General features: G+C 42.8%; 12 protein-coding genes. 6 read left to right on the top strand and 6 right to left on the bottom strand.

Annotated features, from left to right (window positions below; translation table 11 throughout):
• Positions 1 to 247 precede the first annotated feature (247 nt).
• Entirely contained in the window at positions 248 to 571 is a 324-nt protein-coding gene (locus tag F0145_RS20910; protein WP_150091623.1) for a hypothetical protein, read from the bottom strand.
• 522 nt (positions 572 to 1,093) lie between these two features.
• On the opposite strand from F0145_RS20910, the gene F0145_RS20905 reads away from it, so the two are divergent.
• A complete protein-coding gene (locus F0145_RS20905) occupies positions 1,094 to 1,375 on the top strand; it encodes a hypothetical protein (protein ID WP_150091621.1) in 282 nt (93 codons plus the stop codon).
• Positions 1,376 to 1,479: 104 nt separating this feature from the next.
• On the opposite strand, the gene F0145_RS20900 is transcribed toward F0145_RS20905, so the two are convergent.
• The 3 genes from F0145_RS20900 to F0145_RS20890 form a co-directional block, all read right to left on the bottom strand.
• Positions 1,480 to 2,754, bottom strand: a complete 1,275-nt coding sequence (locus F0145_RS20900) for an MFS transporter (RefSeq protein WP_150091619.1) — start codon at positions 2,752 to 2,754, stop codon at positions 1,480 to 1,482.
• A gap of 44 nt (positions 2,755 to 2,798) precedes the next feature.
• Positions 2,799 to 3,707 (bottom strand): ROK family protein, encoded by a 909-nt coding sequence (locus tag F0145_RS20895; protein ID WP_150091617.1) that lies wholly within the window; start codon positions 3,705 to 3,707, stop codon positions 2,799 to 2,801.
• Positions 3,708 to 3,920: 213 nt separating this feature from the next.
• Positions 3,921 to 5,117: a PQQ-dependent sugar dehydrogenase gene (locus tag F0145_RS20890; RefSeq protein WP_150091615.1), complete on the bottom strand. Its 1,197-nt coding sequence runs from the start codon at positions 5,115 to 5,117 to the stop codon at positions 3,921 to 3,923.
• Between the two features lie 254 nt (positions 5,118 to 5,371).
• On the opposite strand from F0145_RS20890, the gene cysC reads away from it, so the two are divergent.
• The gene (cysC, locus tag F0145_RS20885) at positions 5,372 to 5,965 is read left to right on the top strand and encodes an adenylyl-sulfate kinase (protein WP_190277611.1); all 594 of its coding nucleotides are present in this window, start codon (positions 5,372 to 5,374) and stop codon (positions 5,963 to 5,965) included.
• A 118-nt stretch (positions 5,966 to 6,083) separates the two neighbouring features.
• Entirely contained in the window at positions 6,084 to 7,187 is a 1,104-nt protein-coding gene (locus tag F0145_RS20880; protein ID WP_223816184.1) for a hypothetical protein, read from the top strand.
• Between the two features lie 524 nt (positions 7,188 to 7,711).
• On the opposite strand, the gene F0145_RS20875 is transcribed toward F0145_RS20880, so the two are convergent.
• Both F0145_RS20875 and F0145_RS20870 read right to left on the bottom strand, forming a co-directional pair.
• Positions 7,712 to 8,107, bottom strand: a complete 396-nt coding sequence (locus F0145_RS20875; RefSeq protein WP_150091611.1) for a hypothetical protein — start codon at positions 8,105 to 8,107, stop codon at positions 7,712 to 7,714.
• 214 nt (positions 8,108 to 8,321) lie between these two features.
• Positions 8,322 to 9,200: an AraC family transcriptional regulator gene (locus tag F0145_RS20870; protein ID WP_150091609.1), complete on the bottom strand. Its 879-nt coding sequence runs from the start codon at positions 9,198 to 9,200 to the stop codon at positions 8,322 to 8,324.
• Between the two features lie 140 nt (positions 9,201 to 9,340).
• Between F0145_RS20870 and F0145_RS20865 the strand changes: the two genes are divergently transcribed.
• From F0145_RS20865 to F0145_RS20855, 3 genes are all read left to right on the top strand, one after another.
• On the top strand, positions 9,341 to 12,910 hold the full coding sequence (locus tag F0145_RS20865; RefSeq protein ID WP_150091607.1) for a PVC-type heme-binding CxxCH protein: 3,570 nt from the start codon (positions 9,341 to 9,343) through the stop codon (positions 12,908 to 12,910).
• A gap of 250 nt (positions 12,911 to 13,160) precedes the next feature.
• Positions 13,161 to 14,075, top strand: coding sequence for a sugar phosphate isomerase/epimerase family protein (locus F0145_RS20860; RefSeq protein ID WP_150091605.1), 915 nt, complete (start codon positions 13,161 to 13,163; stop codon positions 14,073 to 14,075).
• Between the two features lie 23 nt (positions 14,076 to 14,098).
• Positions 14,099 to 15,235 carry a Gfo/Idh/MocA family protein gene (locus F0145_RS20855; protein WP_150091603.1) on the top strand — a complete coding sequence of 379 codons (1,137 nt, stop codon included), beginning with the start codon at positions 14,099 to 14,101 and terminating at the stop codon, positions 15,233 to 15,235.
• Positions 15,236 to 15,346: the final 111 nt, after the last annotated feature.

The raw sequence follows: 15,346 nt of genomic DNA, 5'->3' as shown, positions 1-15,346 counted from the left end.
AATTTTATATAAACAAAGCTTCGTTTTGTGTAAATTTTTTAATAAAGAAGCAATTTGATTGTTCTGTGGCTTGCTTTGTTACTTTACTGGTTTAATGGTTATAGTAGCAAGTGCTTATAACCGGCAAATAAAACACCCGACCCAAACGCGGATATTCCTATAAAAAACAATTGAAAAAGAGAAGGAGAAGTAAAGGTTAAATATAACCCAGGCAACAGAAGAGGAAAATTATTAAAAAAGAGAAATATTAAAAATAGATTTCGGCATTCTGGCTAACAATAACGCCTCTTTTAAATGATTCCAAATCGGAACAATAAGCTTCGTGCAACATTTTTATAACCGGCGATTCCTGCTTCTTTTTATCCAGCAGCTTGCAAATTTTTTGCAAGTGGCATAAATGCGCATCCGACAGAAAAATATTAAAATAAATTAAATTAATTTCTTGTTTTAAAGCCGCCACTTCCGGGCATTCTGCCTCGTACACCATTATGGTTTTCCGCAAGCGATCTAAAATCAGCTTGTAATTTATGGTAATTTGCTGCGGGTTGTTCTGGTTATCTTTATACAACATTGGTATTAAAAATAATACTTATACAAACAAGATATGGCAGGATTAATGGTTGCTATGGTTACGTATGCAGCTTTTAGCTCCGGCTTTCTGCTATAAATATTGCAAACTTATATTCTTAAAAAAAGTAAATTTCGGCCAACCACATACTTTGCCCGGCAGACTGGTTTAATTGCAGTTTAAATACACCTAAAGGCTATACAAACATAACCATAACCGCTTTAAAAGCCATTATGGCTTTTAATATAACATCAAGTATAACCAATTTATTGTTCTGGCCGCTAAAAATAGCAATCTTAAACTCCTGATTTATAACTTACTGCCTAAAACAAGCCTTAACTTTATAAAATCTAAAAAATTAAATTTTAAAAAAATATTTGTTTCTTCGTTAAGTTCTGTATTTTTATCTGATAGCAATTAAATTTCGCATGGATTTATAATATAATTGTAAATACAAGAATTAATTTTCCAAGTAATCATATTAGAAAAATACTTTTTTATAGAATTACCATTTTAATATTGCTCATGGATATAAATTATACTGGACTTGTAGTAACCGAGTGTGGCCGGAAGTTGAAGATTGATTTATTTGATCAACTGGCGGTTGGGGTGATAGAATGCGATAATTTTTTAAAAGATCCTTCATTTATACCCTCTACTTTCTCGGTTTACAAAACCGCGTCGGGTTTGTATTTATTACAGATTACCTCTTTTAACGAGCAAAACGATACCTTAGAAACTACTTATAAAATTATTGCGGAGGCAGAGGTTCCGGCTTACCTCGAAAATTGTTTTCACAATATTTAACCCTTTTTACAGATAATAATTTTAGCTACAAGTATATAAACAAGCAGGCTGGTTATTTAAATAATCAGCCTGCTTGTTTATATACTTATAATATTGGCGCTTAATTATTCTTCCAGAAAATCCAGGTCTTTGCCAAAAGTTTCGGATAGTTTCCAAAGCGCCAGCAAGGCAATGGTAACCGTAAGTAACCCTACTAAACCGGCTCCTTGTACAATACCATATTCGCTTCTGAGGGTTAGAAAAAGCGGGGTAATAATATTCACGCTGCCTCGCACAAAGTTGGGCACCGTAGTAGCCACCGTAGCCCTTAAATTAGTACCAAATTGTTCGGCGGCAATGGTAACAAACAAAGCCCAGTAACCAATAGCAAAACCCAGGCACAAACATATGGTATAAAATAATGCCGTCGACTGAATGGGTACAAATAAATAAACCAGGATAAACAAACAGGTTAACAAAATAAATACCAGTACAATTTTCTTGCGACTACCCACATATTGGCTAAAAAAACCGCTCGAAAAATCGCCCAGCGATAATCCAATATAAGCAAACATAATAGCCCGGCCGGCCACAATAGGTTCTTGCACACCCAGCGCTACCCCAAATTCCGGCGAAAAAGTTATTAAAATACCTATAACGTACCAGATGGGCAACCCAATTAAAATGCAGCTCAGGTACTTCACAAATTGTTTACCAGAAGAAAACAGTCTAAAAAAATTACCCCGGCTTACCGGCTTTTCTTTAACGCTTTTAAATATTCCAGATTCGAAAACACTTACCCGCATTAACAGCAGCAACAAGCCCAAACCACCACCAATAAAGTAGGCAATTTGCCAGTCAAATAAATCGGCGACAAAGTACGCCAGCACCGCCCCCAGCACGCCCACCGAAGCCACCAGCGAAGTACCATAACCCCGGATTTCTTTGGGCAATATTTCGGCAACCAGCGTAATGCCGGCGCCTAATTCACCGGCCAAACCAATACCCGCAATAAATCGCAGAATGGCGTACTGATCAACGGTAGTAACAAAGCCATTCACAATATTGGCCAGGGAATACAGCAAAATAGAACCAAACAGCACCGACAACCGGCCTCTTTTATCGCCCAAAACTCCCCACAGCACCCCTCCTACCAGCATACCGGCCATTTGCATATTTATCAGGTAAATGCCTTGCTCCAACAACGCCGATTCCGGTACACCCAAATATTTAAGGCTGGGCACCCGCACAATACTAAACAGCAATAAATCGTAAATATCTACGAAGTAACCCAGGGCGGCTACAATTACGGGTACTTTAAGCAACTGCCGAAGCTTGGAAGGCTGGGGCAAGCCGGTTTCGGTTGTCAGGGCTACCTTGGGGTTAGTGTCCTGTAGCATTGTTTAATATTATTTGAGGTGGAAGAATTAGTAGCGGTAAAATATTAAGCGGTTAGCATGGCAGCACCAAAAACTCCGGCGCTATCGCCCAATTTTGGTTTTAAGAGCAAAATATCCGGTTTTAAGTTAAAGACATATTTTTTTACCGAAGCAACCCCCTCGGTATAAAGCAACGGAATATTACCCACGCCGCCGCCAATTACAATAGCATCGGGGTCCAGAATATTCACCAGCACGGCTAATCCCCGGCCAAAAAACTCGATTAAGCGCGCTACTGTTTGTTGGGCATAAACATCTGTTCCGGCCTCCGAGCGGGCTACAATTTCCTTTAAGGTTAGTTTCTCGCCGCTTAAACTGGCGTAATAACGCTGTAGGGCTGGTCCGGACAATACGGTTTCTACGCAGCCTACCCGGCCGCAATAACAAGGCCCACCCGATTCGTCTAAAAAGTTATGGCCCCATTCGCCGGCTATTCCCTGGCGGCCTTGCAATACCCTATTATTTACCACAATGCCGCTGCCTACCCCAGTACCTAAAATTAAACCTACTACTACTTCGGCAGCCGGCGCAACTTCGGGTACCACGCCCAACAAGGTTTCGGCTAAGGCAAAACAATTGGCATCGTTGCTAATAATAACCGGCAAACCCAATTTGGCTTCTAAATCTTTTTTTAGGGGCTGCTTGTTCAGGCAGGTGGTATTGCTGTTTTTGAGCAATTGTGTGGCCGGGTCCAGGGAACCGGGGGTACCAATACCTATTTGGGCGGGCTGTTCTCCGGTTTCGGTGGCCAGCATATTTAGTAACGCAGCAATCTGGTTCAGGATGTGGCTGTATCCTTTATCGGCTTCGGTTGGTACCCGAAGCCGGCTCAGCACTTTATACGATGGTCCGGGTTCCAGCACTACGCCTTCTATTTTAGTGCCGCCTAAATCAATACCCCACAATAATTGCATACAGAATTAATTATGTTTTTTAATATTTTCTTGTTCTAATAACCAAGTAGTACGCTTCCTTTACCATTAAAATTATTACCCAAAAAGCTGCGGCTAAAGATAGAAATTAAAATATATAAAAAAATAATCTGGTCGGGCGCTGTTAAATATTAGCCATAAAAAAAGCTCCTGTTCTTTTTTTCAAGAGCAGGAGCTTTCACGCATTAGAAATAATTATTGTTTTACGGGGCTAAACTTATACACTTTGCCCGAACTGTAAGCCAAAACATAAATATTGTTTTGGGTATCCTCACCAAAAGACGATAAACCATTGTCTAATTTGGTAACTAATTCGTTTTTAACAGCTTTGTTGTTTTCAAAAGTTAAAGCCCAAATATTGCCCGTAACAAAATCGCCGTAAACGTATTTGCCATTTAAACCAGGCAGGTTTTTATCGCGTACCACGTAACCGCCGGTAACCGAGCGGCCGGTTTCGCTGCCTTGCTGATAACTGTAAATAGGCAATTTCAGATCGGTTTTATCGCAGTTTCTGCCACCGTAACATTCGTCGGCTTCCATGATGCGCCAGCCGTAATTACCGCCTTTTTCTATAATGCTTATTTCTTCAATTTTATTCTGGCCCACATCGCCGGCCCACAATGCCCCGGTTGTCCGGTCGAAATTCATCCGCCACGGATTGCGCAGCCCGTAAGCAAATATTTCGGGGCGATAGCCTTCAGCATTGTTTTTATAAGGATTATCGTTGGGTATGCCGTATTTCAGGTTGCCTTCGGTTTTATTTACATCCAGCCGCAATACTTTTCCTAACAACTCTTTCCGGTTTTGGGCATAGTTTTGCGGATCGCCGCCGTTACCGCCATCACCCACCGCAATATACAGGAATCCATCGTTGCCAAAAGTTACCTTGCCGCCGTTGTGGTTAGAATAGGGCTGATTATATTTGAGTAATATTTCTTCACTTCCCGGATCGGCCTGATTGGGGTTAGCGGCACTTACTTTAAACCGGGATATAAAAGTTTGCAAGGGATTGCCACCGGTATAATTTACGTAAAAATAGCCATTGGTTTTATAATCCGGATGAAATGTAAGCCCCAATAAGCCGCGTTCGCCGCCACTTACCACGCGGCTGCTTATATCCAGAAATACCGTTGCGCTGGCAGCATCAGATTTATTGGGGAACACGTGAATTTTACCTTTCTGTGCTACCACAAAAATGCGGTTAGTGCCATCGTTGGGGCTGGTAAGCTCCACGGGCTGCTCAAAAGTAAGGCTCGGAAAAGCTTGGGCTAATTCGTACTTTTCTGGCGGTGTATTACTGTTGTTGTTGTTGTCTTGCTGGTCATCGGTTAAATCGCAACTGGCTATTGCCATAAACAAGCTAAATAAAGATACAAATAGAGGCATTTTCATAAATTTGGTTTATCAAATTAATTAAATTCGGAATAATAATCAGCAGCATTCGGTAAAAGATTGGTATATAAATATTATAGGAGTTTAAATATTAAACCTGATTAAAATATTTTAGCGAGTTACTGGTATTCAGGTGGTTTTCAAAACGTTTAAGCCAACGTAGTGCTAATTATTTAAACGCATTAATTATTTTATTCTGTTACGTTTCCGGGAAAACTACGTACAGGAAATCCGAAACAAAATCCAACATTAATTTGGACCAGCTACAACACACCCTGCATAATTACCGGATAACTGACCTGAAGCGAGATTTTTTGAAACAACGACCGGTAGCCGTTTGGATTACCGGTTTACCGGCATCAGGCAAAAGTACCCTCGCCAGTAATTTGGAAAAAGCCTTACTCGAACGCGGTTTTTTTACCCAGTGGCTCGACGGTGATTACCTGCGCAACGGCCTTACCAAAGATTTAAGTTTTACCGATGATGACCAGGAAGAAAATGTAAGGCGAAGTGCCGAAGTAGCTAAACTCTTTTTAGAAAGTAATATTATTACCATTTGCACCTTTATCAGCGCCTCAGAACGCCTTCGTACGCTGGCCCGCGATATTATTGGCACTAGTCAGTTTTTAGAAGTATATGCTAATTGCCCGTTAGAAGTTTGTGTACAGCGCGACGATAAAAATATGTACGGGCGGGCCTTACACGGCGGCGTTACCAATTTATCGGGGGTAAATTTTCCGTACGAACCGCCCCGTTTTCCGTGGTTGCAATTGTATACCAGCTACCATTCCGTGGATGATTGCACCAATCAATTATTAGAAGCGCTGCTCCCACGTATTAAAATATAAATATTCTTTTTTCAGCCCAATCTGCCCAAAGCGGTGCAAATAAGTTTTGTAATTGTTTGGGGCTTCAGATTGTTCTAAGTAATTTGACCACGCACATTCATTTTTTATTTAAGTTTTCGTGATTAATATTTTTAAAAGTATACCGCGTATTTTCTCTTTTTCTGGTAAAACTTCCTGGGCCTGGTACCTGATACTGCCCGCTTTGGTGCTTAACAACGGTTGCCAATCTAAGCAAAAGCCAGTATTAACTCCGGCAGTAGCTTCCGAAGCAATTAAAGCACCTGTGCCCGATACAACTACAAAAAAAGTTACTCCGCCACCCGATACTTTGGCTAAAGCTGAGGCTAAAAAGCTCGCCCCAGACTCTTTGGCTACCGCTAAACCCGTTGCCAAAGATCCGCCCGGCTGGCCGGTAAAAATGCCGAATGCTTTACCCGGCGCTATTTTACCCGAAAAACGCATTGTGGCTTTCTACGGCAATCCGCTCTCGAAGCGCATGGGTATTTTGGGCGAATTAGAGCCCGAACAAATGTTTGCCCAACTAGATAAAGAAGTAGCGGCCTGGGAGAAAGCCGACCCAAGTACCCCGGTGCAACCGGCATTTCACGTAATTGTGGTTACGGCCCAGGGCGAACCAGGCAAAGGTGCCAAATACCGGCTCCGCATGTCGGACCACGTGGCCGAAAAAGTAATTGGCTGGGCCGAGCAAAAAGGCGCTATTGTTTTTCTGGATTTACAAATTGGCCGGAGTACCCTGCAAGAAGAAATACCCCGCCTGGAGCCATTTTTAAAATTACCTAATGTGCACTTGGGCATAGATGCCGAATTTGCCATGAATAGCACTGGCGTACCCGGCCGCCGCGTAGGGTCTTATGATGCCGCTGATATTAATTATGCTACCTCCTTTTTGGCCAGCTTAGTCGATAAATACCAGATTCCGCCCAAACTCCTGATTGTGCACCGGTTTACCCAACGCATGATTACAAATTATAAAAATATTAAGCTCGACCCGCGCTATCAAATTGTAATGCACATGGATGGCTGGGGTAACCAAGTCTTAAAAAAAGATACTTACCGGGCTTATATTCAGAAAGAGCCGGTTCAATACACCGGATTTAAAATATTCTATAAAAACGACAAGCGTAAACCAGGCTGGCGCATCATGACCCCAGAGGATGTGCTAAAACTTAACCCTAAACCACTCTACATTCAATATCAATAAAAATATTCATTATTAATAAAAAGAGAGCGCCTGTTACGTAGCAGGCGCTCTCTTTTTTAGCTAATTCCAAATTACTCCAACTCTATTCCGAATAATACCAGCTGTTTGTAGAACCTTTTATAGTTGCTAAAAATAATCCCATTCAAACCGGAATATTCTGCCTAGAAAGCGTTACAGGAAAAATACAGGCTTAGTTTATTACCTGTTTATCTAACCCATACAGAATATTCTAAACAGAGTAGCAGGCAGAGAAAGCTTTTTGTTGCATTGCTATGGAACCTTGAATTTGCTGTTTGGTATAACGAAAATATTCAGGCAGGAATATTTATAAATATTGGCTTAATATTTTCTCGTAAACTAAGCGAATGGCTTTGAGGGGTTAATAAATTACAACAGTTTAATCTGGCAAGAGCAATTATTCATTACGAACCAAGCACAATAAGCCATACCTAAACGCATATAGCTACAGATTAAGCTTATTAGTAGCTTAAATAAATAAGAAACCAGCTGGCGCTACAGGCTTGTTAATTTACGGCGGCGTAGTTTAAGGAAACTGATTCTGTAACTGGCACACAGCGGCTTACTTTTGAACCATAATGGTCGTTTAGGTATAAGACACCGGCATGAAAAGGAAGTTCCGGATTAACCAAGTGCATGTAATCTTTGAGGAAATTCGAGAATAATTCTTCGAGGTAAGGCGATTCGGGGACTTTGTTAACCAGACTTACAGTGATAGAAAGTAAATGATTTATTTGTCCGTCCAGGGTAAAGGTTACCTGTTCCGGCACATCAAACTTGCCCTGAAATTGGGCAATAACCGCCACCTTATTGTACTCCTGTAAAGTTGCGTTAAGTTTGCTTATAATATGGTGATAAAACCTTGTTTTTGCTTCCAGCCTTAGTTCCTCAAGCGTATTCATGGGCAGTATTACGTGCAACAATAAGTTTAGATGCAAATTTGTAAAAATTTTTATCCTTTAATCACTAATTTATTTAATTTTTTTCAGAAGTCTAGTTTTTATTAAATTAACCTCTACAAACAAATCTCTTAAAAACCTGTTATTCAAGCACTTTGTAGTTCAGCCAATATAATATGTAAATTTTCTAATATTTACTAAATTAGGGGCTTAACACTTAGGTTAAAGCTATATTGGCGTATTCTTTCCGGTACTCAAAGGGTGTTTTGTGCATTAAATCCTTAAACTGCTTATTAAAATTAGATAAAGTATTGAAGCCGCACTTGTAACAAATTTGCGAGATAGAATCTTCTTCTTCCATCAGCATTTTACAGGCCAAACCAATGCGCAATTCGGCAATAAACGCCGAGAAAGGTTTATTCGTACGTGCTTTAAAATATCGGCTAAAGGTTGTCGGCGACATATTGGCAATGGCCGCTACTTCTTCCAGCATAATATCTCTTTTAAAATTTTGCACAATATAATTGTACACGCCGCTCATTTTATCTTTATCTGTTTCTTTAGAGGTATTTAAATAACCAATGCTGGAGATATAAGATATTTCGTGCGATTCGGCTAGTACCTGCAAAATGGAAAGCAGTTGAATAATACTTTCCAGGCCTTTTAGAGCCAATAAATCCTTCATCATTTGGGTTGCCCGCGCTGCTGTAGCCCCGGTTATGTGTATTCCCCGAACCGCTTTCTCAAAAAGTTGCTTAATCAATAGCATTTCTTCTTTCCGCAGCGAGCCTTCTCCCAAAAAATTCTCCGGGAAATAAATAACAATGCCCTGCACCCGCAATTGGTTAACCCGGTCAAAGTAAACTTCATCGTTTCGCCAAAGGTGAGGCAGGTTGGGGCCGGTAAAAACCAAATCGCCTTCCTGAAAGTGGCTAATATTATCGCCGATAAAGCGGGTACCCGAACCTTCCAAAACCACGAACAACTGGTACTCCGAGTGAAAGTGCCATTTTGTATCGAAACAAGGATCGTTCAGGTAATTAATAACAAAGGTTTTAGCCTCCGGAATTTGAGATTTATGCAATGCTTGTTTCATAATAACACTTATTTGCCTTAAAACAGCTGCTACAATTACAAAGTTGGCAAAAAACAGTCAGAAAATGGCAGGATAAAGAATGTTTCTTAAAAATTTAATTAGTATAATTGTATAATCTACACCACAATAATTAACCTATAATGAAAAACGTAAGAATAATAGTACTCCTCCTGGTACTGGTGTTCCTGAACAGCTGTGCCAAGCAAGGCAGTTCTACCAGTAACTTGTCTGGGAAAGAACCCCGCCGGATAGAAATATTATTCCTGGGTCATAAAAGCGAGCACCATAACTCTGCCAAGTATGCCCCTATGCTGATGACGGCATTATTTAACAAAGGAATAAATATTTCCTACACCGACAACCCCAACGATTTAAATAAAGAAAACCTGGCCAAATACGATGGCTTGCTGGTATATGCCAACCACGATAAAATTACGCCGGAGCAGGAAACGGCTTTGCTGGAATTTGTGGAAAGCGGCAAAGGCTTTATTCCTATTCACAGTGCTTCTTTTTGCTTCCGGAACTCCGATCCGGTGGTAAAAATGATTGGTGGTCAGTTTAAAACGCATAAAACCGGCACTTTTACGGCCCAGATTACCGACCCGAAACATCCGGTAATGGAAGGCTTAACCGAATTTGAAACCTGGGATGAAACCTATGTACACGATAAACTACAAGCCGATAACCAGGTACTAATGGTTCGCGACGAAGATGGTCGCAAAGAACCTTGGACTTGGGTTCGTAACCAAGGCAAAGGTCGCGTGTTTTATACTGCTTACGGCCACGACGAGCGCACCTGGAACAATCCCGGCTTCCATAAACTGGTAGAAAACGGCATTTTGTGGGCTGTAGGCGATCCGCTGAAAAAGCAATTAGCTAAACTTAAATTACCGGTATTATCTTACGTAGATGCCCAGGTTCCGAATTACGAAAAACGTGATCCGGCACCAAAACTGCAAAATCCATTATCGCCAGCCGAATCGATGAAGTTGATTCAGGTACCGGCCGGCTTTGACTTACAATTATTTGCGGCTGAACCAGATGTAATTAACCCTATTTCGATGGCTTGGGACGAACGCGGCCGTTTGTGGGTGGTAGAAACCGTTGATTACCCGAACGAAGTACGCGAAGAAGATGGTGTAGGCGATGACCGAATTAAAATTTGCGAAGACACTAACGGCGACGGCAAAGCTGATAAATTCACGATTTTTGCCGATAAATTGAATATTCCGACCAGTATTGTATTTGCTAACGGTGGTATAATTATTTCGCAGGCACCCGTATTTGTTTTCCTGAAAGATACCAACGGCGACGACAAAGCCGATGTACGGGAAGTAATTATGGAAGGCTGGGGCAAATCAGATACCCACGCGGGGCCTTCTAACTTAAAATACGGTTTAGATAACCGCATTTGGGGCACCGTAGGCTACTCGGCTTACCGTGGCAAAGACGGCGACCGTGAAATTCAGTTCAGCTCCGGTTTGTATAACTTCCGCCCCGATGGCAAAGATTTACAGTACATGGGCCGCACCACCAACAATACCTGGGGTTTAGGCTTCAACGAAAATTTTGAAGTATTTAACTCTACGGCCAACGGTAACCACAGCGATTATTTTTACATGCCAGAGCGTTACCTCAAAAGAGTATTAGTAGGCGGTACCGCCCAAGCTATCCGCAAAAACGATGGCCACGCCAACATGCCTACTGTTACCGATAAAATTCGCCAGGTAGACTTTCATGGTGGTTACACCGCGGCTGCCGGCCATAACTTGTACACCGCCCGTAGCTTCCCGAAAGAATATTGGAACCGCATTGCTTTTGTGTGTGAGCCAACCGGCCGCGTAGTACACCAGGCTATTCAGGAACCAGATGGTGCCGGCTACAAAGAAGTAAACGGCTTTAACCTGGTGGCTAGTTCTGATGACTGGATGGGCCCGGTACACGCCGAAGTTGGCCCGGATGGTGCCGTTTGGGTAGCCGACTGGTACGACTTTATTATTCAACATAACCCCACTCCTTCGCCGGAGCGCGGTGGTTACCAGGCTAAAAATGGTAAAGGTAATGCTTACGAAAACCCCCTCCGGGATCACGAGCGGGGCCGTATTTACCGGGTAGTTTACAAAGGTGCCAAGCCTTATACCCCGGTTAAACTGGAACGCAACAACCCGGCTACTTTGGTAAAAGCCCTGGAAAACGATAATATGTTCTGGCGTACTACCGCTCAGCGTTTGTTAGTAGAAACCAAAAACACTACTGTTTTACCTGAATTATATAAGCTGGTAAACAACAAAAATGTAGATGAAATAGGGCTGAATGCACCTGCCGTACACGCTTTATGGACCATGCACGGTTTAGGCGCTTTAAATGGTTCTAACAACGAAGCCATGCAAGTTGCCATTAGCGCTTTGTCGCACCCGGCTGCCGGTGTAAGAAGAGCCGCTGCGCAGGTACTGCCCCGCAACCAGCAGGTACTGGATAATATTATCAAGTCGGCAACTTTGAACGACCCGAACCTGAATACCCGGATGACAACGTTCTTAGCCGTATCGGAAATGCCAGCTTCAGTTGAAACTGGCCGGGCGCTGTATACCGCTAGCTTAAACCCCGACAACGAAAAAGACCCCGCAGTAGCGCAAGCCTTATTTGTTGCCGCTGCTACGCATCACGAAGGTTTCCGGGAAGGTGCTAAATCGCAGCCTGACGCAAATGCTGCTGGTTTAACCGGCCGCATCCTGCAAAGCTTAGACAAAGATATCCGGGTATTAGAAAGATACGTGGGTATTTCGCAGGCAAATGCCCCGGATTTAGTAGGGAAAGAAATTACTTTCCGGACCAATGTTACCCGTCGGGGTCGCCCAGGCGGCGGCGGTGGTAATAACCCTAACTTCACTCCTCCTCCGTTCGAAGGCACTTTAATGGCGCAAGGCGACAAGCAAAATGGCTACGCCGTTTTCATTAAAGATCAGAAAATAAATATGCTGGTAACCCAGAACGGTAAACCTACTACTATTTCAGCGCCAGTTCCCGAGTCACAACGGTTTAGTGTAGTAGCCCAATTAAAACAAAACGGTGCGATGGTGTTAGAAGTAGACGGTAAGCAAGTAGCCCAGGGCAAAACAGCCGGCTTATTTAAAAAACCTTTAGCTAATGGTGTTCGGGTAGGTCTGGATGGTAAAAACGAGGTAAAAGTAGGCGATTACAAAGAAGACTTTTTCCTGAGCAGCAGCGATATTGCCCAAGCTTTCCTGGAAGTAGGCTCTACCAGCAATAACCAAGTGGCGAAAGCTGCTGGCGCTGCCGATGTTACCATAAATATTAAAGTGGTGAAAAACGAGATGAAGTTCGATAAAACTTCCTTCACCGTTAAAGCCGGCCAAACAGTGGAATTGGTGTTGGATAACCCGGACTTTATGCAGCATAACCTGGTACTGGTACAAACCGGCATGGTACAAAAAGTAGGTGCTGCTGCTGATAAAATGGCCAGCGATCCTAAAGGCGCCGAGAAAAACTATGTACCGGCCATGAAAGAAGTAATTGCTGCTACCGAGTTAATCGACACTGATGGCCGTTCGGTAATTCGGTTTAAAGTGCCGGAAAAAGTAGGCGACTATCCTTACATCTGTACCTTCCCGGGCCACTGGCGCATCATGAATGGTGTAATGAAAGTGGTGAGCGCCGGCACCAGCAGTGCTTCGGCAGTAGCCAAATAATAATTGAATTCAGGTCTTAGTTTATAAAGAAGGCCAGCTACATAACCAACCACCAATTTGTTTAGGAGATTACCGAGCCCAATCGGAAACCTGCGCAAATTGGTGGTTCAATGGTTCTCCTTTTGAAGTTCGTTGTAATCTGAATCCGGACTTGTTTTCCCGACTGCTTAATTATTTGCCTGATAACAAAAATTACCGGGGGACCTATTTTTTTTCGGGTAATCCCCTCCTATAATTCAAATCTTATTACATGAGTTTAAATGTAAAATTTGGAGTTAGTACCTGGCTTTGGACTTCTCCTTTCAGTACCGAATCAGTTTCTTTATTTCCGAAAATAAAACAAATGGGCTACGATAAAGTGGAGCTTGCCGTAGAAGATCCTACTCTTATCGATACCGCCGTAGTAAAAAAAGTCCTCCAGGACAATGACCTGGAAGCTATTATTTGCGGTGCCTTTGGCCCTACCCGCGACTTAACCAGCGAAGATGAAGCCTTGCACCAAAACTGTTTTAATTATATTCAAAGCTGCCTGAATATTTGTGTAGACCTGGGCGCTACCTTCCTGGCTGGTCCTATGTATTCAGCGGTAGGCAAAGCCCGGTTGGTTTCGCCGGAACAGAAACAAATTGAGTGGAACCGCGCCGTTACCAACCTGCGGAAAGTTTGCGATATGGCCAGCGAAAAAGGCTTGTTTATTGCCTTAGAACCCCTGAATCGATTCGAATCTGATTTAATTAATACCACCGAAGATGTGGTAAGATTGGTAAACGACATTAACCATCCGGCTGCTAAAATTATTCTGGATGGTTTCCACATGAATATTGAAGAGCCAGACGTGGAAGCTGCTATTCACCTGGCCGGCGATAAATTGATTCACGTGCAGGTTTCTGAAAATTACCGGGGTACACCGGGTACCGGCCAAACCCGCTGGGATGCTTTCCGCCGCGGCCTGGAAGCCATAGGTTATAGCGGTACTGTTTCTATCGAAAGCTTTACGCCGGCTATAAAAGAACTGGCCGGAGCCGTTTGCATCTGGAAACCTTTGGCTGAAAGCCAGGATAAATTTGCATCGGAAGGATTACAATTTTTGAAAAGCTGGGCCAATAATCCTGCACCCAACCATTCTCAAATATCAGCTAATCAGACTGTAGAATCTAATTTTTAATTATCTAATACACTGCAATTTTTATGAAGAAAGACAAAATTAATGTTGCTATTGTTGGATTGGGTTTTGGAGCCGAATTTATTCCGATCTACCAAAAACACCCCAATGCCAACATGTACGCCATTTGTCAGCGTAACGAAGATAAACTGAACGAAATTGGTGATGCTTTTGACATTAGTGTTCGTTACACCGATTACGACGAATTGCTGAAAGACCCAAATGTTGATGCGGTTCATATTAATACACCCATTCAGGCCCACGCCGAACAATCTTTAAAAGCCTTGCGGGCCGGCAAACACGTAGCTTGTACGGTTCCCATGGCCACTACCGTAGAAGAATGCCGCCAGATTGTAGAAGCCGTAAAAGAAACCGGCCTGACTTACATGATGATGGAAACTGTTATCTATAGCCGGGAATTCTTGTTCGTAAAAGAAATGTACGAAAAAGGCGAATTAGGTAAAATTCAGTTTTTACGGGCTTCGCACCAGCAGGAAATGGCCGGCTGGCCCGGCTACTGGGAAGGTTTGCCACCCATGCACTACGCCACCCACTGCGTAGGTCCGGTATTAGCCTTACCTCGTGCTGAAGCGGAATATGTATCATGCTTAGGTTCCGGCCGAATTGATGAAGATTTAATTCCCAAGTACGGTTCGCCGTTTGCCATTGAAACCTGCCATATTAAATTCCGGAATTCTGATTTAGCCGCTGAAGTTACCCGTTCTTTATTTAACACCGCCCGCCAATACCGCGAAAGCTTTGATGTGTACGGTTCTAAAAAATCCTTTGAATGGACCCTAATCGAACACGAAGACAATATTATTCATACCGGCGAACAACCTAGTAAAGTTAAAACCCCGGACTACGCCCATTTACTGCCCACCGAAATACAATCGTTCACTTCGGCTGGCGTGTACGACGGCGAAGGAAATCAGCACTTATCATTTATTCAGGGTTCTGGCCACGGTGGTTCGCACCCGCACCTGGTACACGAATTTGTAAGTGCTTTGGTAGAAGGCCGCGAGCCGTTCCCGAACGCTGTACAATCGGCTAATATTACCTGCGTGGGTATTTTGGCGCACGAGTCGGCTATGCAAGGCGGCAAAATTATGTACTTACCCGAGTTTACGCTTTCGGAAATTTCCGAAATGGCAACGACTTAATATTTTTTTTAAATCAGCATTTCCTGTACAGCAATTGGGTTAAAGAAACAACTCAAAATATTTCCGGAAAAATGCTTAACCTACAAAGGTACTCACCTGGCACAATAACCA

The organism is Adhaeribacter rhizoryzae (assembly GCF_008629685.1).
Taxonomy (GTDB): domain Bacteria; phylum Bacteroidota; class Bacteroidia; order Cytophagales; family Hymenobacteraceae; genus Adhaeribacter; species Adhaeribacter rhizoryzae.
The sequence above is the reverse complement of the archived record's forward strand: the minus strand, read 5'-3'. Positions and strand labels throughout refer to the sequence as shown.

Bases quoted from the DNA above. Each gene is read 5' to 3' on its own strand.
- F0145_RS20890 (WP_150091615.1), bottom strand. From the start codon at position 5,117: ATGAAAATGCCTCTATTTGTATCTTTATTTAGCTTGTTTATGGCAATA.
- F0145_RS20860 (WP_150091605.1), top strand. From the start codon at position 13,161: ATGAGTTTAAATGTAAAATTTGGAGTTAGTACCTGGCTTTGGACTTCT.
- F0145_RS20875 (WP_150091611.1), bottom strand. From the start codon at position 8,107: ATGAATACGCTTGAGGAACTAAGGCTGGAAGCAAAAACAAGGTTTTAT.
- F0145_RS20905 (WP_150091621.1), top strand. From the start codon at position 1,094: ATGGATATAAATTATACTGGACTTGTAGTAACCGAGTGTGGCCGGAAG.
- F0145_RS20865 (WP_150091607.1), top strand. From the start codon at position 9,341: ATGAAAAACGTAAGAATAATAGTACTCCTCCTGGTACTGGTGTTCCTG.
- F0145_RS20900 (WP_150091619.1), bottom strand. From the start codon at position 2,754: ATGCTACAGGACACTAACCCCAAGGTAGCCCTGACAACCGAAACCGGC.
- F0145_RS20895 (WP_150091617.1), bottom strand. From the start codon at position 3,707: ATGCAATTATTGTGGGGTATTGATTTAGGCGGCACTAAAATAGAAGGC.
- F0145_RS20855 (WP_150091603.1), top strand. From the start codon at position 14,099: ATGAAGAAAGACAAAATTAATGTTGCTATTGTTGGATTGGGTTTTGGA.
- F0145_RS20870 (WP_150091609.1), bottom strand. From the start codon at position 9,200: ATGAAACAAGCATTGCATAAATCTCAAATTCCGGAGGCTAAAACCTTT.
- F0145_RS20910 (WP_150091623.1), bottom strand. From the start codon at position 571: ATGTTGTATAAAGATAACCAGAACAACCCGCAGCAAATTACCATAAAT.